This window comes from Vibrio sp. St2, from assembly GCF_947311885.1.
Taxonomy (GTDB): Bacteria; Pseudomonadota; Gammaproteobacteria; order Enterobacterales; family Vibrionaceae; genus Vibrio; species Vibrio coralliilyticus.
The window spans coordinates 238,811-256,463 of record NZ_CAMZNA010000006.1 but is presented as its reverse complement, the minus strand read 5'-3'; the positions used below and the strand labels follow the sequence as shown (position 1 = coordinate 256,463).

The 17,653-nt window shown below is 46.3% G+C and carries 29 protein-coding genes; 1 reads left to right on the top strand and 28 read right to left on the bottom strand.

Features of this window, described 5'->3' with window-relative positions; translation table 11 throughout:
• Positions 1-7: 7 nt before the first annotated feature.
• The 27 genes from rpsK to rnr form a co-directional block, all read right to left on the bottom strand.
• Complete coding sequence (gene rpsK, locus QMA41_RS18090; RefSeq protein WP_001118870.1) at positions 8-397, bottom strand: 30S ribosomal protein S11; 390 nt, start codon at positions 395-397, stop codon at positions 8-10.
• A gap of 18 nt (positions 398-415) precedes the next feature.
• Positions 416-772: a 30S ribosomal protein S13 gene (gene rpsM, locus QMA41_RS18085; RefSeq protein WP_005450559.1), complete on the bottom strand. Its 357-nt coding sequence runs from the start codon at positions 770-772 to the stop codon at positions 416-418.
• A gap of 147 nt (positions 773-919) precedes the next feature.
• Entirely contained in the window at positions 920-1,033 is a 114-nt protein-coding gene (gene rpmJ / locus QMA41_RS18080) for a 50S ribosomal protein L36 (RefSeq protein WP_000868186.1), read from the bottom strand.
• Positions 1,034-1,060: 27 nt separating this feature from the next.
• Positions 1,061-2,395 (bottom strand): preprotein translocase subunit SecY, encoded by a 1,335-nt coding sequence (gene secY / locus QMA41_RS18075; protein WP_006963205.1) that lies wholly within the window; start codon positions 2,393-2,395, stop codon positions 1,061-1,063.
• A gap of 20 nt (positions 2,396-2,415) precedes the next feature.
• Positions 2,416-2,850, bottom strand: a complete 435-nt coding sequence (gene rplO, locus QMA41_RS18070) for a 50S ribosomal protein L15 (RefSeq protein ID WP_006963206.1) — start codon at positions 2,848-2,850, stop codon at positions 2,416-2,418.
• A gap of 5 nt (positions 2,851-2,855) precedes the next feature.
• Complete coding sequence (gene rpmD, locus QMA41_RS18065) at positions 2,856-3,032, bottom strand: 50S ribosomal protein L30 (RefSeq protein ID WP_006963207.1); 177 nt, start codon at positions 3,030-3,032, stop codon at positions 2,856-2,858.
• A gap of 7 nt (positions 3,033-3,039) precedes the next feature.
• A complete protein-coding gene (gene rpsE / locus QMA41_RS18060; RefSeq protein ID WP_006963208.1) occupies positions 3,040-3,543 on the bottom strand; it encodes a 30S ribosomal protein S5 in 504 nt (167 codons plus the stop codon).
• A gap of 14 nt (positions 3,544-3,557) precedes the next feature.
• Positions 3,558-3,911 carry a 50S ribosomal protein L18 gene (gene rplR, locus QMA41_RS18055; RefSeq protein ID WP_006963209.1) on the bottom strand — a complete coding sequence of 118 codons (354 nt, stop codon included), beginning with the start codon at positions 3,909-3,911 and terminating at the stop codon, positions 3,558-3,560.
• 9 nt (positions 3,912-3,920) lie between these two features.
• Positions 3,921-4,454 (bottom strand): 50S ribosomal protein L6, encoded by a 534-nt coding sequence (rplF, locus tag QMA41_RS18050; protein WP_004745892.1) that lies wholly within the window; start codon positions 4,452-4,454, stop codon positions 3,921-3,923.
• A 12-nt stretch (positions 4,455-4,466) separates the two neighbouring features.
• Complete coding sequence (gene rpsH / locus QMA41_RS18045; RefSeq protein WP_004745890.1) at positions 4,467-4,859, bottom strand: 30S ribosomal protein S8; 393 nt, start codon at positions 4,857-4,859, stop codon at positions 4,467-4,469.
• Between the two features lie 29 nt (positions 4,860-4,888).
• Positions 4,889-5,194, bottom strand: a complete 306-nt coding sequence (gene rpsN / locus QMA41_RS18040; protein WP_006963211.1) for a 30S ribosomal protein S14 — start codon at positions 5,192-5,194, stop codon at positions 4,889-4,891.
• A 17-nt stretch (positions 5,195-5,211) separates the two neighbouring features.
• Positions 5,212-5,751, bottom strand: coding sequence for a 50S ribosomal protein L5 (gene rplE / locus QMA41_RS18035; protein WP_004745887.1), 540 nt, complete (start codon positions 5,749-5,751; stop codon positions 5,212-5,214).
• A gap of 23 nt (positions 5,752-5,774) precedes the next feature.
• Positions 5,775-6,092 carry a 50S ribosomal protein L24 gene (gene rplX, locus QMA41_RS18030; protein ID WP_004745885.1) on the bottom strand — a complete coding sequence of 106 codons (318 nt, stop codon included), beginning with the start codon at positions 6,090-6,092 and terminating at the stop codon, positions 5,775-5,777.
• Positions 6,093-6,105: 13 nt separating this feature from the next.
• The gene (gene rplN, locus QMA41_RS18025) at positions 6,106-6,477 is read right to left on the bottom strand and encodes a 50S ribosomal protein L14 (protein WP_004745883.1); all 372 of its coding nucleotides are present in this window, start codon (positions 6,475-6,477) and stop codon (positions 6,106-6,108) included.
• 164 nt (positions 6,478-6,641) lie between these two features.
• On the bottom strand, positions 6,642-6,896 hold the full coding sequence (gene rpsQ / locus QMA41_RS18020) for a 30S ribosomal protein S17 (RefSeq protein WP_006963213.1): 255 nt from the start codon (positions 6,894-6,896) through the stop codon (positions 6,642-6,644).
• Complete coding sequence (rpmC, locus tag QMA41_RS18015) at positions 6,896-7,087, bottom strand: 50S ribosomal protein L29 (RefSeq protein ID WP_004410456.1); 192 nt, start codon at positions 7,085-7,087, stop codon at positions 6,896-6,898. Before rpmC ends, rpsQ begins: the two co-directional genes overlap by 1 nt.
• Positions 7,087-7,497, bottom strand: a complete 411-nt coding sequence (gene rplP, locus QMA41_RS18010; RefSeq protein ID WP_004410459.1) for a 50S ribosomal protein L16 — start codon at positions 7,495-7,497, stop codon at positions 7,087-7,089. The genes rpmC and rplP overlap by 1 nt, the downstream gene beginning before the upstream one ends.
• An 11-nt stretch (positions 7,498-7,508) precedes the next feature.
• A complete protein-coding gene (gene rpsC, locus QMA41_RS18005) occupies positions 7,509-8,207 on the bottom strand; it encodes a 30S ribosomal protein S3 (protein ID WP_005471060.1) in 699 nt (232 codons plus the stop codon).
• A 19-nt stretch (positions 8,208-8,226) separates the two neighbouring features.
• Positions 8,227-8,559 (bottom strand): 50S ribosomal protein L22, encoded by a 333-nt coding sequence (rplV, locus tag QMA41_RS18000; protein WP_006963216.1) that lies wholly within the window; start codon positions 8,557-8,559, stop codon positions 8,227-8,229.
• A gap of 10 nt (positions 8,560-8,569) precedes the next feature.
• Positions 8,570-8,848 carry a 30S ribosomal protein S19 gene (gene rpsS, locus QMA41_RS17995; protein WP_004745876.1) on the bottom strand — a complete coding sequence of 93 codons (279 nt, stop codon included), beginning with the start codon at positions 8,846-8,848 and terminating at the stop codon, positions 8,570-8,572.
• A 21-nt stretch (positions 8,849-8,869) separates the two neighbouring features.
• Positions 8,870-9,694: a 50S ribosomal protein L2 gene (gene rplB / locus QMA41_RS17990; RefSeq protein WP_006963217.1), complete on the bottom strand. Its 825-nt coding sequence runs from the start codon at positions 9,692-9,694 to the stop codon at positions 8,870-8,872.
• A 16-nt stretch (positions 9,695-9,710) separates the two neighbouring features.
• Positions 9,711-10,013, bottom strand: coding sequence for a 50S ribosomal protein L23 (gene rplW, locus QMA41_RS17985; RefSeq protein ID WP_004398471.1), 303 nt, complete (start codon positions 10,011-10,013; stop codon positions 9,711-9,713).
• Positions 10,010-10,612, bottom strand: a complete 603-nt coding sequence (gene rplD, locus QMA41_RS17980) for a 50S ribosomal protein L4 (RefSeq protein WP_006963218.1) — start codon at positions 10,610-10,612, stop codon at positions 10,010-10,012. Before rplD ends, rplW begins: the two co-directional genes overlap by 4 nt.
• 17 nt (positions 10,613-10,629) lie before the next feature.
• A complete protein-coding gene (gene rplC, locus QMA41_RS17975) occupies positions 10,630-11,259 on the bottom strand; it encodes a 50S ribosomal protein L3 (RefSeq protein ID WP_006963219.1) in 630 nt (209 codons plus the stop codon).
• Positions 11,260-11,273: 14 nt separating this feature from the next.
• The gene (gene rpsJ / locus QMA41_RS17970) at positions 11,274-11,585 is read right to left on the bottom strand and encodes a 30S ribosomal protein S10 (RefSeq protein ID WP_001181007.1); all 312 of its coding nucleotides are present in this window, start codon (positions 11,583-11,585) and stop codon (positions 11,274-11,276) included.
• 460 nt (positions 11,586-12,045) lie between these two features.
• Positions 12,046-12,783 (bottom strand): 23S rRNA (guanosine(2251)-2'-O)-methyltransferase RlmB, encoded by a 738-nt coding sequence (gene rlmB / locus QMA41_RS17965; protein ID WP_281630345.1) that lies wholly within the window; start codon positions 12,781-12,783, stop codon positions 12,046-12,048.
• A 12-nt stretch (positions 12,784-12,795) separates the two neighbouring features.
• Positions 12,796-15,261, bottom strand: a complete 2,466-nt coding sequence (gene rnr, locus QMA41_RS17960; RefSeq protein WP_006963221.1) for a ribonuclease R — start codon at positions 15,259-15,261, stop codon at positions 12,796-12,798.
• A 249-nt stretch (positions 15,262-15,510) separates the two neighbouring features.
• On the opposite strand from rnr, the gene QMA41_RS17955 reads away from it, so the two are divergent.
• Complete coding sequence (locus tag QMA41_RS17955) at positions 15,511-16,914, top strand: amidohydrolase (RefSeq protein ID WP_281630344.1); 1,404 nt, start codon at positions 15,511-15,513, stop codon at positions 16,912-16,914.
• Between the two features lie 77 nt (positions 16,915-16,991).
• Here the strand turns inward: QMA41_RS17955 and QMA41_RS17950 are convergent, their stop codons facing one another.
• Positions 16,992-17,630 carry a tetratricopeptide repeat protein gene (locus tag QMA41_RS17950; protein WP_006963223.1) on the bottom strand — a complete coding sequence of 213 codons (639 nt, stop codon included), beginning with the start codon at positions 17,628-17,630 and terminating at the stop codon, positions 16,992-16,994.
• Positions 17,631-17,653 lie beyond the last annotated feature (23 nt).

Sequence of the window (17,653 nt, the reverse complement as noted above, 5' to 3'; positions counted from 1 at the left end):
AAAAACGTTATACGCGACGTTTCTTAGGTGGACGACAACCGTTATGAGGGATTGGTGTAGCATCAACAATGTTTGTGATGCGGAAACCAGCAGCGTTCAGTGCGCGAACAGTAGATTCACGACCTGGACCTGGACCCTTAACCATAACTTCCAAGTTCTTTAGACCGTACTCTTTAGCCATTTCAGCACAACGCTCAGCAGCAACCTGTGCAGCGAACGGAGTAGACTTACGAGAACCACGGAAACCTGAACCACCGGCAGTAGCCCATGCAAGAGCGTTACCTTGACGGTCAGTGATGGTTACGATTGTGTTATTGAAAGATGCATGGATGTGCGCAACGCCATCTGCAACTTGCTTGCGTACGCGCTTACGAGCGCGAGTTGGTTGTTTAGCCATTGTACTCTACCTTCCCGATTATTTCTTGATCGGCTTACGCGGACCCTTACGGGTGCGAGCATTGGTTTTAGTACGCTGTCCACGTAGTGGTAGACTGCGACGATGACGAAGACCACGGTAACAGCCAAGGTCCATAAGACGCTTGATGTTCATAGATACTTCACGACGTAGATCACCTTCTACAGTGTACTTAGCTACACCATCACGCAGTTGATCGATCTGCTCTTCAGTTAGTTCACTGATCTTAACATCTTCAGCAATACCCACTTCAGCTAGGATAGCTTGAGAGCGAGTTTTACCGATACCGTAGATCGCAGTAAGTGCGATTACAGCATGTTTTTGATCAGGAATGTTAATGCCTGCAATACGGGCCATTATTCACTCCTAGTGTTTCATAAAAGAATTAGCCGCAGCAAAGCCCGTTATGGATACGCTGCGGAATACTACTTCTTTTGCACGCAAAAGGTAGGCCGAGGAATATACTCGACGCTACCTTATATTTCAAGTAAAAATTTCTGCTAATTAGCCTTGGCGTTGCTTGTGCTTTGGCTCACTGCAAATCACGCGAACGACACCGTTACGCTTGATAACTTTACAGTTACGGCAGATTTTTTTAACGGAAGCACGAACTTTCATTGCTAAACTCCGTAAATGAAACCTGAATTAACGGCCGTAGCCTTTCAGGTTTGCCTTTTTCAACACAGAATCATACTGTTGAGACATCAGATGAGTCTGTACCTGTGCCATAAAGTCCATAATTACAACAACTACGATAAGTAGTGATGTACCGCCGAAGTAGAAACGTACGTTCCACGCGACCATCATGAACTCCGGAATCAGACAGATAAAGGTAATGTAAAGCGCACCGGCTAGGGTTAAACGCGTCATTACTTTATCAATATATTTCGCTGTCTGCTCACCTGGGCGGATGCCGGGTACGAATGCACCAGACTTCTTCAGGTTATCTGCTGTTTCACGCGGGTTGAAAACCAACGCCGTGTAAAAGAAACAGAAGAAAATAATCGCTGCAGCATAAAGCATTACATACAAAGGTTGACCTGGGCTAAGAGCCAATGACACGTCAGTTAACCAACCGAACGTGCTGCTCTCACCATTCTGGCCAAACCATTGCGCCAGTGTTCCTGGGAACAGGATAATACTTGATGCAAAGATTGCTGGAATAACACCTGCCATATTAATTTTAAGTGGCAAGTGAGTGCTTTGTGCAGCAAATACCTTACGACCTTGTTGACGCTTCGCGTAGTTGACAACGATTCGACGCTGACCACGCTCCATGAAAACAACGAAGTAGATAACTGCAAAAGCAAGTACAACAATCAACAGCAGAAGAAGTACATGCAATTCACCTTGACGCGCTTGCTCGATTGTTTGACCGATTGCAGAAGGCAATCCAGCAACAATACCTGCAAAGATTAGTAACGAAATACCGTTACCAATTCCACGCTCTGTAATTTGTTCACCTAACCACATCAGGAACATGGTGCCGGTTACTAAACTTACGGTAGCAATAAGCGTAAACATGGTTTGGTTGATAACAACCAGATTGTCGACCATGTTTGGTAAGCCCGTTGCAATACCAATAGCTTGGAATGTTGCAAGTACAAGCGTGCCGTAGCGTGTATATTGGCTGATCTTACGACGGCCTGCTTCACCCTCTTTTTTGAGTTCAGCTAACGCTGGATGAACTACAGTTAGCAGTTGGACAACAATCGATGCCGAAATATACGGCATGATGCCCAACGCTAATATAGATGCACGCTCAAGAGCACCACCGGAGAACATGTTAAACATTTCTACGATGGTACCTTTTTGCTGTTCGAACAAATCGGCAAGTACAGCAGCGTCAATACCAGGAATCGGCACAAAAGAGCCTGCTCGGAATACTAAAAGTGCACCAATTACGAATAACAAGCGCGACTTTAGTTCACTTAAGCCGCTCTGAGCACTACGAAAATCTTGTCCTGGTTTCTTAGCCATCTGTACCTCGTTCCTCGAGATTATTCCTCGATTTTACCGCCTGCAGCTTCGATTGCAGCTTTAGCGCCTTTAGTCACACGTAGACCTTTAACAGTCACTGCTTTGTTAATTTCACCAGATAGAACAACTTTAACAAATTCGATGTTCTTAGTGATAACGTTAGCAGCTTTAAGGCTGTTTAGATCAACCACGTCACCAGTAACTTTCGCTAGCTCAGCTAGACGAACTTCAGCAGACACTAGGCTCTTACGAGAAGTGAAACCGAATTTTGGTAGACGTTGTTTCAGAGGCATTTGACCGCCTTCAAAACCTGGACGAACTGAACCGCCAGAACGTGACTTTTGACCTTTGTGGCCACGGCCACCGGTTTTACCAAGGCCAGAACCGATACCACGACCTACGCGCTTCGCAGAAGGCTTAGAACCCGCAGCCGGTGATAGAGTATTCAAACGCATTCTGATTACTCCTCAACTTTAACCATGTAGAAAACCTTGTTGATCATGCCGCGTACACACGGAGTATCTTCAAGTTCTACAGTATGGTTGATTTTACGAAGGCCCAAACCCTTTAGACAAGCTTTGTGCTTAGGTAGGCGACCGATTGAGCTTTTAGTTTGAGTAACTTTAATAGTTGCCATGGTGTTCTTACTCCGAAATAGATTCAACAGTTAGACCACGTTTAGCAGCAACCATTTCTGGCGACTTCATGCTACCTAGTGCATCGATCGTAGCACGAACGATGTTGATAGGGTTCGTAGAACCGTATGCTTTAGATAGTACGTTGTGTACACCTGCTACTTCTAGTACTGCACGCATCGCACCACCTGCGATAACACCCGTACCTTCTGCAGCTGGCTGCATGTAAACTTTAGAGCCCGAGTGGCGACCTTTAACCGGGTGGAAAAGAGTGCCTTCGTTAAGCGCGATAGTAGTCATGTTACGACGCGCTTTTTCCATTGCTTTTTGAATCGCTGCAGGTACTTCACGAGCTTTGCCGTAACCGAAACCTACGCGACCGTTACCGTCACCAACTACTGTTAGTGCAGTAAAGCTCATGATTCGACCACCTTTAACCGTCTTAGAAACACGGTTAACTGCGATTAGCTTTTCTTGCAAATCATTCGCTTGAACTTGTTGTTCTTTAGCCATCTTCCAACCCTACCTTAGAATTTCAGACCAGCTTCGCGAGCAGATTCTGCTAGCGCCGCCACTCGACCGTGGTATTGGAAACCAGAACGATCAAATGCAACTGAATCTACGCCTTTTTCAATAGCGCGTTCTGCAACAGCTTTACCTACTGCTTTAGCTGCATCGATGTTACCAGTGTTCTTAACTTGCTCACGGATCGCTTTTTCTACAGTAGAAGCTGCTGCGATAACCTCAGAGCCGTTTGATGCGATAACCTGAGCGTACACGTGACGAGGAGTACGGTGTACTACTAGGCGAGTTGCACCCAGTTCTGCAATCTTACGACGTGCGCGTGTAGCACGACGGATGCGAGATGCTTTCTTATCCATAGTGTTACCTTACTTCTTCTTAGCTTCTTTAGTACGCACATTTTCATCTGCGTAACGAACACCTTTACCTTTATAAGGCTCAGGCTCACGGTAAGAACGAATGTCAGCCGCAACCTGACCAACTAATTGCTTGTCACAACCAGTGATCACGATTTCAGTTTGGCTTGGACACTCAGCTTTAATACCCGCTGGCAATTCATGCTCAACTGGGTGAGAGAAGCCAAGAGTTAGGCCTACAGCGTTGCCTTTGATAGCAGCACGGTAACCAACACCCTTAAGAGTTAGCTTCTTAGTAAAGCCTTCAGTAACGCCAACAACCATGTTGTTAACTAGAGCGCGAGCAGTACCTGCTTGTGCCCATGCGTTAGCAACACCTTCGCGAGGACCGAAAGTAAGATTGTTTTCTTCCTGAGCAACAACTACCGCAGCGTTAAGAACGCGAGATAGTTCGCCTTTAGCACCTTTTACAGTGATTTCTTGGCCGTTTAGTTTCACCTCTACGCCAGCTGGAATAGCGACAGGTGCTTTAGCAACACGAGACATAGTCTACTCCTATTAAGCTACGTAACAGATGATTTCACCACCAAGACCTGCTTTACGTGCAGCGCGGTCTGACATAAGACCCTTGGAAGTTGAAACGATTGCAACACCAAGACCACCCATTACAGAAGGAAGTTGATCTTTCTTCTTGTAAACACGTAGACCTGGACGAGAAACACGTTTAAGTTGCTCGATTACTGGTTTAGCTTGGAAGTACTTAAGAGTAACTTCTAGCTCAGGTTTTGCTTCGCCTTCAACAGCGAAGTCAGTGATGTAACCTTCAGCTTTTAGTAGTGCAGCAATTGCAACTTTAAGCTTTGAAGAAGGCATTTTAACAGCAACTTTGTTTGCTGCCTGACCGTTACGAACGCGGGTCAGCATATCCGAAATCGGATCTTGCATGCTCATATGATTTACTCCAAATGATTAAGTGGCAATTACCAGCTAGCCTTACGAAGTCCTGGAATCTCGCCTTTCATGCAAGCTTCACGAACTTTGATACGGCTTAGACCGAACTTACGTAGGTAACCGTGTGGACGACCAGTTTGGTTACAACGGTTGCGCTGACGTGATGCACTTGAATCACGCGGAAGAGATTGCAATTTAAGAACTGCGTTCCAACGATCTTCTTCAGATGCGTTTACATCGCTGATGATAGCTTTAAGCGCAGCACGCTTTTCAGCGAACTTAGCTACTAGCTTCGCACGTTTTGCTTCACGTGCTTTCATTGAATTTTTAGCCATAACAGTAACCCTTCACCTTACTTACGGAATGGGAAGTTAAAGGCAGCCAGCAGAGCACGGCCTTCCTCATCAGTACCAGCAGACGTCGTAATAGTGATGTCTAGACCGCGTACTCGATCAACTTTATCAAAGTCGATTTCCGGGAAGATGATTTGCTCGCGAACGCCCATGCTGTAGTTACCGCGTCCGTCAAAAGACTTAGCGCTAACGCCACGGAAGTCACGTACACGTGGAAGAGCGATGTTAATTAAACGCTCAAGAAAATCCCACATACGTTCGCCACGCAAGGTTACTTTACAACCGATAGGGTAGCCTTCGCGGATTTTGAAACCTGCAACAGATTTACGCGCTTTAGTGATAAGTGGCTTTTGACCAGAGATCGTTGCCATATCAGCAGCTGCGTTTTCTAGCAGTTTCTTATCGTTGATTGCTTCACCAACACCCATGTTTAGGGTGATTTTCTCGATTCTAGGGACTTGCATGACGCTTGTGTAGCTAAACTGTTTGGTCAGTTCAGCGACTACAGACGACTTGTAGTAATCATGCAGTTTCGCCATAGTAGAACTCCAAATTACTTCTATTAGTTAGAAACGATTTCGTTGTTAGATTTAAAGAAACGAACTTTCTTACCATCTTCAAAACGGAAACCGATACGGTCAGCTTTACCAGTAGCTGCGTTAAAGATTGCAACGTTAGAAGCATCAATAGCTGCTTCTTGTTCAACGATGCCACCTTGTTGACCTAGAGCCGGAACCGGCTTTTGGTGCTTCTTAACAAGGTTGATACCTTCAACGATAACTTTACCAGTTGCTAGAACCTTAGTTACTTTACCTTTCTTGCCTTTATCTTTACCAGCAAGAACGATTACTTCGTCGTTACGACGGATTTTAGCTGCCATTTCTACGTGCTCCTTACAGAACTTCTGGAGCCAGTGAAACGATCTTCATGAACTTATCGCCACGAAGTTCACGTGTCACAGGGCCAAAGATACGTGTACCGATTGGTTGCTCAGTGTTGTCGTTCAACAATACGCAAGCATTACGGTCGAAGCGAATGACAGAACCGTCTGGACGACGAACGCCTTTGCGAGTGCGCACGACAACCGCCTTCAGAACATCACCTTTCTTAACTTTACCGCGAGGAATTGCTTCCTTAACAGTAACTTTGATGACGTCACCGATATGTGCATAACGGCGGTGTGAGCCACCCAGGACCTTAATACACATTACCTTGCGCGCGCCAGAGTTATCAGCTGCGTCAAGTGTACTTTGCATTTGGATCATTGTTAGTGCTCCGCTAAATATTAATAACTAGACCCATCACGGGTCGGGCTGCCTCTTTAAAAGGGACGCGAATTGTACCACCCTTTTTTGTGATTGGGTAGTCAAAAAATAAACGGCCCCAAAATAATTTTGGAGCCGTTTAACATCATAGAATTAGCTAAGGATTAGCCTTTTGCTTTTTCTACAACTTTTACCAGTGTCCAAGACTTAGTCTTAGACAGTGGACGACATTCACGAATCTCAACAGTATCGCCTAGGCCACACTCGTTGTTCTCGTCATGTGCGTGAACTTTAGTCGTGCGCTTTACGAACTTGCCGTAAATTGGGTGTTTAACCATGCGCTCGATAGCAACAGTGATAGACTTGTCAGCCTTGTTGCTAACTACACGACCAAATGAAGTACGAATTTTGTCGCTCATTATGCGCCTGCCTTCTCAGTCAATACGGTTTTCACACGTGCGATATCACGACGTACAGCTTTCAGAGTATGAGTTTGCTGTAGCTGACCAGTTGCAGCTTGCATGCGCAAGTTGAACTGTTCGCGTAGCAAATTCAATAGCTCAGCGTTAAGCTCTTCAACGCTTTTTTCGCGTAGATCTTGTGCTTTCATCACATCACCTGCTTAGTTACAAACGTAGTTTTGAATGGCAGTTTACGCGCCGCTAGACGGAACGCTTCACGAGCCAATTCTTCAGGTACACCACCCATTTCGTACATAACCTTACCAGGTTGGATTTGGGCTACCCAGTACTCAACGTTACCTTTACCCTTACCTTGACGAACTTCAAGTGGTTTTTCTGTGATAGGTTTGTCTGGGAACACACGGATCCAGATTTTACCTTGACGCTTAACGTGACGTGTCATTGCACGACGTGCCGCTTCGATTTGACGAGCAGTTAGACGACCACGGCCAGTTGCTTTAAGACCGAATTCGCCGAAGCTTACATCAGTACCTTTAGCTAGACCACGGTTACGACCAGTCTGAACCTTACGGAACTTAGTACGTTTAGGTTGTAGCATCTGTCGACTCCTTACTTACGGCCTTTGCGCTGCTTCTTAGGCTTGTCGCCTTTAGGCTCTACAGCGTTAGCTGCTGGCATGCCGCCTAGGATCTCACCTTTGAAGATCCAAACTTTAATGCCGATTACACCGTATTGAGTGTGAGCCGAAGAAGTTGCGTAATCAATGTCAGCACGTAGAGTGTGTAGAGGTACACGACCTTCACGGTACCACTCTGAACGTGCGATTTCAGCGCCGCCTAGACGACCACTTACTTCTACTTTGATACCTTTAGCACCTAGACGCATAGCGTTTTGTACCGCGCGCTTCATAGCACGACGGAACATCACACGACGCTCTAGCTGAGACGCGATGCTGTCACCAACAAGTTGCGCATCTAGTTCAGGCTTACGTACTTCAGCGATGTTAATTTGCGCTGGTACACCTGCAATTTTAGCTACTGCTGCGCGTAGCTTCTCAACGTCTTCACCTTTCTTACCGATAACAACGCCTGGACGAGCAGTGTGAATAGTCACACGGATGCTCTTAGCAGGACGCTCGATAACGATGCGTGATAGAGACGCTTTTTTCAGTTCACTTGTAAGGAACTGACGTACCTTGAAGTCGCCGTCTAGGTTGTCAGCGAAATCTTTGGTGTTAGCAAACCATGTAGCATTCCAAGGCTTAACGATGCCAAGACGAATACCATTTGGATGTACTTTCTGACCCATTGCTTACTCTCCTAGTCTCTTAGCGATCTGCTACAACAACAGTGATGTGGCTTGAACGCTTCAAGATACGATCCGCACGACCTTTAGCACGAGGCATAATACGCTTCATGATAGGGCCTTCATCTACGAAGATCTTTGCGACACTTAGATCGTCAATATCTGCACCTTCGTTGTGCTCCGCGTTCGCGATAGCTGACTCAAGAACTTTCTTAACTAGGTCAGCAGCTTTTTTGTTGCTGAAAGTTAGGATTTCTAGAGCTTGGTCAACTGATTTACCACGGATTTGATCCGCAACTAAGCGAGCTTTCTGAGGCGAAATGCGAGCAAAGTTATGTTTAGCTAGTGCTTCCATCATCTACTCCTTAACGCTTCTTAGCTTTCTTATCCACGACGTGGCCGCGGTAAGTACGAGTTGGTGCAAATTCACCCAGTTTGTGACCGATCATTTCTTCGGTAACGAAAACTGGTACGTGCTGACGACCATTATGGACAGCGATGGTCAAACCGATCATCGTAGGGATGATCATTGAACGACGGGACCAAGTCTTAATAGGCTTTTTGTCTCCGCTTTCCACCGCTTTCTCTACCTTCTTCAGCAAGTGTAGGTCAATAAATGGACCTTTCTTGAGAGAACGTGGCATGGCGATTCCTCTTTATATAGATTACTTGTTACGACGACGTACGATGTACTTGTCGGTGCGTTTGTTCTTACGAGTCTTGAAGCCTTTAGTTGGCTGACCCCATGGTGAAACTGGGTGACGACCACCAGAAGTACGGCCTTCACCACCACCGTGTGGGTGGTCTACTGGGTTCATCACAACACCACGAACGGTTGGACGAACACCACGCCAGCGGCTAGCACCAGCTTTACCAAGTTCACGTAGCATGTGCTCAGAGTTACCAACTTCACCGATTGTTGCACGGCCTTCAGAAAGTACTTTGCGCATTTCGCCAGAACGTAGACGGATAGTTACGTATGCACCGTCGCGAGCAACGATTTGAGCATATGCACCAGCCGAACGAGCTAGCTGACCACCTTTACCAGGCTTAAGTTCAACGTTGTGTACAGTTGAACCTACTGGGATGTTACGCATTGGAAGTGCGTTACCAGCTTTGATTGGTGCGTCTGCACCAGACTGGATAGCATCACCAGCTTGAACACCTTTAGGTGCTAGGATGTAACGACGCTCACCGTCTGCGTACAGAACTAGAGCGATGTTAGCGCTACGGTTTGGATCGTATTCTAGACGCTCAACTTTCGCTGGGATACCGTCTTTAGTACGCTTAAAGTCAATTACACGGTAGTGGTGCTTGTGACCACCGCCGATGTGACGTACTGTAATACGACCGTTGTTGTTACGACCACCGTTCTTAGAGTTTTTCTCTAGAAGAGGTGCGTATGGCTTGCCCTTGTGTAGGTCAGCGTTAACAACTTTAACAACGTGACGACGACCAGGGGAAGTCGGCTTACATTTAACAATAGCCATTTCTCAACTACTCCTGTTATTCCGCGCCGCCAACGAAGTCAAGATCTTGACCTTCTTTCAAAGTAACGTACGCTTTCTTAACGTCGCTGCGGCGACCTTGGCGTAGACCTTGACGTTTGGTCTTACCCTTAGTGATAAGAGTATTTACAGACTTAACTTCAACTTCAAATAGCTTTTCTACAGCTGCTTTGATCTCTTTTTTAGTAGCATCTTTAGCTACTTTGAAAACGATAGTGTTCGCTTTCTCAGCTGCCATAGTTGCTTTTTCAGAGATGTGCGGAGCACGTAGAACTTTTAGGATACGCTCTTCAGTGATCATGCTAGCATCTCCTCAACTTGCTTAACTGCTTCAGCAGTAATTACAACCTTGTCGAACGCGATTAGCGATACTGGGTCGATACCAGCAACGTCACGTGCGTCAACTTTGTATAGGTTACGAGCAGCTAGGAATAGATTCTCATCTACTTCGCTAGTCACGATAAGCGCGTCAGTTAGCTCAAGCTCTTTAAGCTTAGCTACAAGCTCTTTAGTCTTTGGTGCTTCTACTGAGAAGTTATCAACAACGATTAGACGCTCTTGACGAACAAGCTCAGAAAGAATGCTCTTCATAGCACCACGGTACATTTTTTTGTTTACTTTTTGGCTGTGATCTTGTGGTTTCGCAGCAAAAGTAACACCACCTGTACGCCAGATTGGGCTACGGATTGTACCAGCACGTGCACGGCCAGTACCTTTTTGACGCCATGGCTTAGCGCCACCGCCAGCAACTTCTGAACGTGTTTTTTGAGCACGAGTACCTTGACGAGCACCTGCTGCATACGCAACAACTACTTGGTGTACAAGAGCTTCGTTAAACTCACGTCCGAAAGTAGTTTCGGAAACAGTTAGTGCATCAGCACCTTTAACCATTAGTTCCATTACTTACTCCTGAGACGTTATGCTTTAACAGCTGGTTTAACGATCACGTTACCGCCAGTTGCGCCAGGGACTGCACCTTTAATAAGAAGCAGGTTGCGCTCAGCGTCAACACGTACGATCTCTAGGTTTTGAGTCGTTACACGCTCAGCACCCATGTGACCTGCCATTTTCTTGCCTTTAAATACGCGACCTGGAGTCTGACATTGACCGATAGAACCAGGAGCACGGTGAGACAATGAGTTACCGTGAGTCATATCTTGAGTAGAGAAGTTCCAACGCTTAACAGCGCCTTGGAAACCTTTACCTTTAGATGTACCAGTAACGTCTACTTTCTTAGTTTCGTTGAACAGTTCAACAGTTAGTTCAGCACCAACTTCAAACTCTTCACCGTTTTCCAAACGGAATTCCCAAAGACCGCGACCAGCTTCAACACCTGCTTTCGCAAAGTGGCCAGCTTCTGGCTTAGAAACACGGTTAGCTTTCTTAGCACCAGTAGTTACCTGGATTGCTGCGTAGCCGTCAGTTTCAAGTGTACGAACTTGAGAAACACGGTTAGCTTCAACCTCAACAACTGTTACTGGGATAGAAACGCCTTCTTCAGTAAATACGCGGGTCATACCCACTTTACGACCGATTAGACCAATCATTCTTCTAATCTCCCTTAACCTAGGCTAATTTGTACGTCAACGCCCGCAGCAAGGTCTAGACGCATCAGAGCATCAACAGTTTTGTCTGTTGGCTCAACGATGTCGATTAGACGTTTGTGAGTACGGATTTCGTACTGATCACGAGCATCTTTGTTAACGTGTGGAGAGATAAGAACTGTGAAACGCTCTTTACGAGTAGGTAGTGGGATTGGACCACGAACCTGTGCGCCAGTGCGCTTAGCTGTTTCAACGATTTCCGCTGTAGAAGCATCGATTAGTTTGTAATCGAAAGCTTTTAGGCGGATACGGATACGTTGGTTCTGCATGAGACAGAGCTCCAATATTAAAAATTACACAAACAATATCGCCACTCACACTCGCAAAAGCGAGAGAATGCCGATTGATTTATGTGAAACCGTAACTTCCAAGATTAGGAAGTATTGTCAGTTAATTTTCGATTAACTACCCCTACATACCAGAATCACGTCTGGGGATAGTTATTCCGAAGAATAAGTAGCTAATTGTATTAACCGCGAACATAAGCTGAGTCTACATTACCTGAAATATCAAAGAGATAAATCAGCTCCTCTTCGCTCATTGGTTCACAACTGGCTTAACCAGTGCGCTGCATTATACAGATCACAGTTTGACATGCAAGGGCTGTGTGAAAAATAAACGAAGAGAGCTCAAGCTTACTCATTTGTCATGCTGTGGCTTTCTGCCAAATTAAAAAGCGCAGGCTGAACAAACAGCCTGCGCTTCATGTCAATCAAACCAAATGACTAACTAAGCCAGTCTCTGGCGAACGGCCTCAAACAGACACACACCTGATGCGACGGACACATTCAAGCTCGAAACACTACCTGCCATTGGGATCTTAATTAGATCATCACAAGTTTCACGTGTCAGGCGACGCATGCCATCACCTTCAGCTCCCATGACGATTGCAAGAGGCCCAGTTAACTTAGCTTGGTAGATGTCATGTGTAGCTTCCCCGGCCGTCCCGACAAACCAGATCCCCTGCTCTTGCAACGCACGCATAGTGCGAGCAAGGTTGGTTACACGAACCAAAGGCACCGTTTCTGCTGCGCCACATGCGACTTTGCTTACCGTAGCCGTAATGTTCGCAGATTTATCCTTAGGAACAATCACCGCAGCCACACCCGCGGCATCGGCATTACGTAGACACGCACCTAAGTTATGCGGATCGGTGACTCCATCCAATACCAGCAATAATGGTGCGGAATGTTGGGCAATGATGTCATCGAGGTCATTTTCATTCAGCTGCTTGGCAGGCTTCACCTTGGCCATAATACCTTGGTGGTTAGCGCCACGAGCTTTATCATCCAGAGTCTTACGTGTCATTTGCTGAATCGACACGCCACACATCTGGAGTTCATTTAGGATTGGCATTAAACGGTCATCTTGACGACCCTTTAATACAAAGGCTTCAACAAAGCGCTCAGGCTCTTTTGCCAGTACCGCTTTTACTGCGTGAATGCCGTAAATAAATTCATTACTCATTAATTTATCCGATTACTGTTTTTTACCACGAGCTTTCTTCACTTTATTGCGTGGTTTTTTCTTACGCGCTTTATCTGAAGGTTTCTTCGAGGCTTTACTGCCTTTACCTTCTTCCTGGCTGCCATCCGGGCGTTTAGTTGGTTCGACCATAGGCTTAGCTTTGTCTACTGAACGTCGACCATTCGCTGCCGCGTTTTTTTTCGCCTTAGCTTTTTTCTGTGCCTCGGCTGCGCGTTTTTTGGCTGTTTTTCCTTTGCCGCGTAGCTTACGACTAGTTTCGACTAATTCAAAGTCAATTTGTCGATCATCTAGATTTACAGACAGTACTTTCACTTTCACTGCATCACCTAGACGATAGATAGCACCGAAGCTTTCACCGATCAACCGCTGTCCAATCGGGTCGAACTGGTAGTAGTCGTTTGCCAGTGTAGAAATATGTACCAGCCCATCAATATGCAGTTCTGTTAGTCGGACAAAGAAGCCAAAGCCAGTCACATTAGCAATCACACCTTCCAGCTCTTCACCAACGTGATCTTGCATGTACTCACATTTGAGCCAATCAGACACTTCCCGCGTCGCATCGTCGGCACGACGTTCCGTCATCGAACACTGTTCACCGTAGAAATCCATATCATCAAAGGAATAGTGGAAGCCGCCCGTAGGTGTCCAACGGTCTTTCAGCGTACCATTCTCTTTTGCGATTAAATATTTGATCGCACGATGAAGCAAAAGGTCCGGGTAGCGACGAATAGGTGAAGTAAAGTGCGCATAGCGTTTCAATGCTAGACCGAAGTGACCACAGTTATCGGCGTTGTACACCGCCTGCTTCATTGAGCGAAGCAGCATAGTCTGGATCAATTCTTTATCTTGGCGTTGGCCAATCTGTCTAACTAAATCGGCGTAATCTGTTGGTGATGGCTCCAAGCCTCCTTTCAGGTCTAACCCAAGCTCACTGAGAAAATCACGGAACCCTGTCAAGCGCTGTTCGCCTGGAGATTCGTGAATTCGATATAGTGCCGGCTCTTTGGCTTTTTCAACCAAAGACGCTGACGCGATGTTAGCCAGAATCATACACTCTTCAATGATCTTATGAGCGTCATTGCGAATCACTGGTTCAATACTGTCGATCTTACGCTCTGCATTGAAGATGAATTTGGTTTCAACAGTTTCAAACTCAATGGCGCCACGGTTGTCCCGCGCATGCTTAAGCACTTTGTACATCTTGTGCAGTTCTTCAAGATGAGGAACCAAAGGTTGGTATCGCTGACGCAGTTCTTCGTCACCTTCAAGAATATGGTGCACTTTGTTGTAGGTCAGACGCGCATGCGAGTTCATCACTGCTTCGTAATGCTTGTATCCGGAGAGCTTACCTGACTCAGAAATGGTCATTTCACATACCATACACAGGCGGTCAACTTGTGGGTTTAGAGAACACAAGCCGTTAGACAGCACTTCCGGTAACATTGGCACCACTTGTGATGGGAAATACACCGAGTTACCGCGATTGATAGCTTCCTTATCCAACGCAGAATCTGGGCGGACGTAGTAACTCACATCGGCAATCGCAACCCAAAGGCGCCAGCCGCCGCTTTTCTTCGCTTCACAATAAACCGCATCATCAAAGTCACGCGCATCTTCACCATCAATAGTGACAAGCGGAAGTTCACGCAAATCGACACGACCTTGCTTGGCCTCTTCTGGCACTTCTTCACCGAGCCCTTCGATTTGCTTATCCACTTCTTCAGGCCACTCGTGAGGAATTTGGTGAGTGCGAATCGCGATCTGTGTTTCCATTCCCGGCGCCATATTCTCGCCCAGAACTTCGATCACTTTGCCCATCATGCCACGCGAACGAGAACCGCGCTCGGTGATTTCAATCACGACGACATTGCCCATTCGAGCACCTGCACGCAGCTCATTGGGGATGAGAATATCTTGGCTGATACGAGAATCATCTGGCACAACGTAGGAATAGCCATACTCCATAAAGAAGCGACCCACGATTTGTGTCTGACGCTCCTCGAGTACCCGCACTAAACGACCTTCTTTTCTTCCTCGCTTCGAGTTCTGTGTAGGCTGGACTAAAACATAGTCGCCATGCAGAACACTTTTCATCTGATGGTGAGGCAGTACCACATCGTTATCTTTGCCCACACTCCCTTCAGGTCGCACCCAGCCATGACCATCTTTGTGTCCGATAACGTAACCTTTCACCATTTCGAGTTTTTCTGGCAAGGCATAACACTGACGACGTGTGAACACCAATTGACCGTCACGCTCCATCGCTCTTAATCTGCGGCGTAAACCTTCATACTGCTCTTCACCTTCTAGATGTAGAGCTTCAAACAGATCATTGCGATTCAAAGGAACACCAGCTTGTTCAAGAAATTCAAGAATGAACTCTCGACTTGGAACAGGGTTTTCGTAGTTCTCTGATTCGCGAGCTGCAAATGGATCGTTTGGGGTGCTTTCTGACATAGGCGCGCCTAATTAAACAAGGAAGGTAATTAAAGCTAGTATATCCGACTCACTTACTAAGCTACAGGAGAGTTAGATTAAAAAGCCAAATTCTAGCTCTATTTTCATAACTTACCATCTATGGTCACAATCTCTTACAACGTACGTTAAAGATCACACATTAGTGAAAATGACAAAGCAAACGATTGCAATGGTAAAGTTTAACTTTATTATTCAGTCAAATTTTACTGTCCATATTTAGGTTTCGTTATGAGTATTAAACGTTCTTTACTCGCTGCCACAATCGCGGGGTTATGTTCTTTTTCTGTTTCTGCGGCTGAAAAAGCCGATTTAATGATCACAGATGCCATGGTTCTGACTATGAACCAGGATAAACAAGTGTTCGAGAAAGGCACGGTTGTCATCAAAGGTAACCAGATCCTAGCCGTTGGTGACCAGTCGCTTGAAAAGCAGTACCAAGCAGAGAAAACGCTTGATGTGGATGGCGACATTGTGATGCCGGGGTTAATCAACACCCATACCCATGTTTCGATGACGGTGTTCCGCTCACTCGCGGATGATGTACCTGATCGCCTGCACCGTTATATCTTCCCGCTGGAGGCTAAGCTTGTCTCTCGCGATATGGTACGCATTGGTGCCAACCTCGGTAACGTCGAAATGGTCAAAGGAGGCGTAACAACTTATGCCGACATGTACTATTTTGAGGATGAAGTGGCTAAGACTGTCGATAAAATCGGTATGCGAGCCATTCTTGGTGAAACAGTGATTAAATTCCCGGTTGCTGATGCGGCTAATGCAGAAGAAGGGATTCAATACGCACTCAACTTTATTGAAGAATACAAAGACCACCCACGTATTACACCCGCTTTCGCACCGCATGCCCCTTACACCAATACGACTGAAACTCTGCAGAAGATTGCCAAGCTGTCATTGGAAAAGGATGTGCCGGTCATGATTCACCTTGCAGAATCGCATCGTGAAGAACAAAAAATTGCAGAGCGAGCTGAAGGCATGTCTCCCGTTGAGTATATGGATAGCATTGGTGCTCTCAACAAGAACTTGGTTGGCGCACATATGATTCTGGTCGATGACAAAGACATTGAACTGGTTAAGCAATCGGATATGGGCGTTGCCCATAACATGAGTGCCAACATCAAGTCAGCAAAAGGCGTATCACCAGCGCTTAAGATGTACGATGAAAATGTTCGTATCGGTCTAGGTACTGACGGCCCAATGTCAGGCAACACTCTAAGCACGATTGATGAGTTCAACCAAGTTGCTAAGGTTCACAAGTTGGTCAACAAAGACCGTGCAGCAATGCCACCGATTAAAGTTATCGATATGGCGACCATGGGCGCCGCAAAAGCACTGCATATGGAAGATAAGATTGGTTCTCTAGAAGCGGGCAAGCTGGCAGATATCATCGTTGTCGATACCAAAGCACCGAATATGGTTCCAGTCTACAACCCATACTCTGCCTTGGTTTATTCAGCGAACTCAGGCAACGTTCGTCACACCATCGTTGACGGGAAAATCCTGATGAAAGACCGCGACATGCTCACAGTCGATGAAGACGCGATTCGCAAAGAAGCGCTGGAGTTTACCAAAGTCGTACGTGAAACCGTGATTGAATCAGGTGAAGTGGTTCAATAATCACCTGCTCTAAAAATAACAACGCCCAGCATATGCTGGGCGTTGTTGTATAACCTGAGTGCAGTCAGATTATCGCTTTACCAGAAAGTATCGCGTTTTTTGGCTCTGGCGATAATATTCTGTGGCATTCTCCGCTCTAAGCCTTGCCGCAGAATTGAAATTCGTTTGTGCGTGCGCTGATCCGCCGTCACGGAGTTATACAGCCAGCGATACGCATCTTCATAATCCAACGGACTGCCATAATCACGTAGTAGCAGTTCTGCCAAATGAATGCGAGCATTCAGGTTGCCCATTGCAGCCGCTTCGCGTAGGTAAGGGATCGCACGCTCTTTGTCCTGCTGAACTAAAGTTCCGCGCGAGTAATAGCGACCAAGCTGCTCCAACGCAGCAGGTAACCCCTGGTGCGCCGCATTTTCCATATAGTACAAGCCCAGTTCGACATCCTGCTCGACACAGACCCCCCACGCCAGCATGTCACCATACAAAAACTCGTAGGATGGCAGGCTGATCCGGGTCGCTCGAGCGACGATATCTTCAACTAATTGGCAACTGTCTGCTTTAACTTGTTCTAAATGTTTGTTTTCGTTGATCAGTTTTATCAGTTCAGCTTCGGTATATATGGGAATAGGCTCACCGATCTCAGCAAGCTCATTGGCATTAGCCACAGAAGCCCCAAACAAAAATACCATCGAAGCAGCTAACTTTCTTAGCTTCATTGTCTGCACTCTTTGACTTCGAT

What these genes read in the sequence shown, in the direction of transcription:
- rpsK (WP_001118870.1), bottom strand. Translation starts at nt 397, where the DNA reads ATGGCTAAACAACCAACTCGCGCTCGTAAGCGCGTACGCAAGCAAGTT.
- rpsM (WP_005450559.1), bottom strand. Translation starts at nt 772, where the DNA reads ATGGCCCGTATTGCAGGCATTAACATTCCTGATCAAAAACATGCTGTA.
- rpmJ (WP_000868186.1), bottom strand. Translation starts at nt 1,033, where the DNA reads ATGAAAGTTCGTGCTTCCGTTAAAAAAATCTGCCGTAACTGTAAAGTT.
- secY (WP_006963205.1), bottom strand. Translation starts at nt 2,395, where the DNA reads ATGGCTAAGAAACCAGGACAAGATTTTCGTAGTGCTCAGAGCGGCTTA.
- rplO (WP_006963206.1), bottom strand. Translation starts at nt 2,850, where the DNA reads ATGCGTTTGAATACTCTATCACCGGCTGCGGGTTCTAAGCCTTCTGCG.
- rpmD (WP_006963207.1), bottom strand. Translation starts at nt 3,032, where the DNA reads ATGGCAACTATTAAAGTTACTCAAACTAAAAGCTCAATCGGTCGCCTA.
- rpsE (WP_006963208.1), bottom strand. Translation starts at nt 3,543, where the DNA reads ATGGCTAAAGAACAACAAGTTCAAGCGAATGATTTGCAAGAAAAGCTA.
- rplR (WP_006963209.1), bottom strand. Translation starts at nt 3,911, where the DNA reads ATGGATAAGAAAGCATCTCGCATCCGTCGTGCTACACGCGCACGTCGT.
- rplF (WP_004745892.1), bottom strand. Translation starts at nt 4,454, where the DNA reads ATGTCTCGTGTTGCTAAAGCACCTGTCGCTATTCCAGCTGGCGTAGAG.
- rpsH (WP_004745890.1), bottom strand. Translation starts at nt 4,859, where the DNA reads ATGAGCATGCAAGATCCGATTTCGGATATGCTGACCCGCGTTCGTAAC.
- rpsN (WP_006963211.1), bottom strand. Translation starts at nt 5,194, where the DNA reads ATGGCTAAAAATTCAATGAAAGCACGTGAAGCAAAACGTGCGAAGCTA.
- rplE (WP_004745887.1), bottom strand. Translation starts at nt 5,751, where the DNA reads ATGGCGAAACTGCATGATTACTACAAGTCGTCTGTAGTCGCTGAACTG.
- rplX (WP_004745885.1), bottom strand. Translation starts at nt 6,092, where the DNA reads ATGGCAGCTAAAATCCGTCGTAACGACGAAGTAATCGTTCTTGCTGGT.
- rplN (WP_004745883.1), bottom strand. Translation starts at nt 6,477, where the DNA reads ATGATCCAAATGCAAAGTACACTTGACGCAGCTGATAACTCTGGCGCG.
- rpsQ (WP_006963213.1), bottom strand. Translation starts at nt 6,896, where the DNA reads ATGAGCGACAAAATTCGTACTTCATTTGGTCGTGTAGTTAGCAACAAG.
- rpmC (WP_004410456.1), bottom strand. Translation starts at nt 7,087, where the DNA reads ATGAAAGCACAAGATCTACGCGAAAAAAGCGTTGAAGAGCTTAACGCT.
- rplP (WP_004410459.1), bottom strand. Translation starts at nt 7,497, where the DNA reads ATGCTACAACCTAAACGTACTAAGTTCCGTAAGGTTCAGACTGGTCGT.
- rpsC (WP_005471060.1), bottom strand. Translation starts at nt 8,207, where the DNA reads ATGGGTCAGAAAGTACATCCAAATGGTATTCGTCTTGGCATCGTTAAG.
- rplV (WP_006963216.1), bottom strand. Translation starts at nt 8,559, where the DNA reads ATGGAAGCACTAGCTAAACATAACTTTGCTCGCATTTCGCCTCAGAAA.
- rpsS (WP_004745876.1), bottom strand. Translation starts at nt 8,848, where the DNA reads ATGCCACGTTCTCTCAAGAAAGGTCCATTTATTGACCTACACTTGCTG.
- rplB (WP_006963217.1), bottom strand. Translation starts at nt 9,694, where the DNA reads ATGGCTATTGTTAAATGTAAGCCGACTTCCCCTGGTCGTCGTCACGTT.
- rplW (WP_004398471.1), bottom strand. Translation starts at nt 10,013, where the DNA reads ATGATCACTGAAGAGCGTATCCTAAAAGTTCTACGTGCTCCGCACATC.
- rplD (WP_006963218.1), bottom strand. Translation starts at nt 10,612, where the DNA reads ATGGAACTAATGGTTAAAGGTGCTGATGCACTAACTGTTTCCGAAACT.
- rplC (WP_006963219.1), bottom strand. Translation starts at nt 11,259, where the DNA reads ATGATTGGTCTAATCGGTCGTAAAGTGGGTATGACCCGCGTATTTACT.
- rpsJ (WP_001181007.1), bottom strand. Translation starts at nt 11,585, where the DNA reads ATGCAGAACCAACGTATCCGTATCCGCCTAAAAGCTTTCGATTACAAA.
- rlmB (WP_281630345.1), bottom strand. Translation starts at nt 12,783, where the DNA reads ATGAGTAATGAATTTATTTACGGCATTCACGCAGTAAAAGCGGTACTG.
- rnr (WP_006963221.1), bottom strand. Translation starts at nt 15,261, where the DNA reads ATGTCAGAAAGCACCCCAAACGATCCATTTGCAGCTCGCGAATCAGAG.
- QMA41_RS17955 (WP_281630344.1), top strand. Translation starts at nt 15,511, where the DNA reads ATGAGTATTAAACGTTCTTTACTCGCTGCCACAATCGCGGGGTTATGT.
- QMA41_RS17950 (WP_006963223.1), bottom strand. Translation starts at nt 17,630, where the DNA reads ATGAAGCTAAGAAAGTTAGCTGCTTCGATGGTATTTTTGTTTGGGGCT.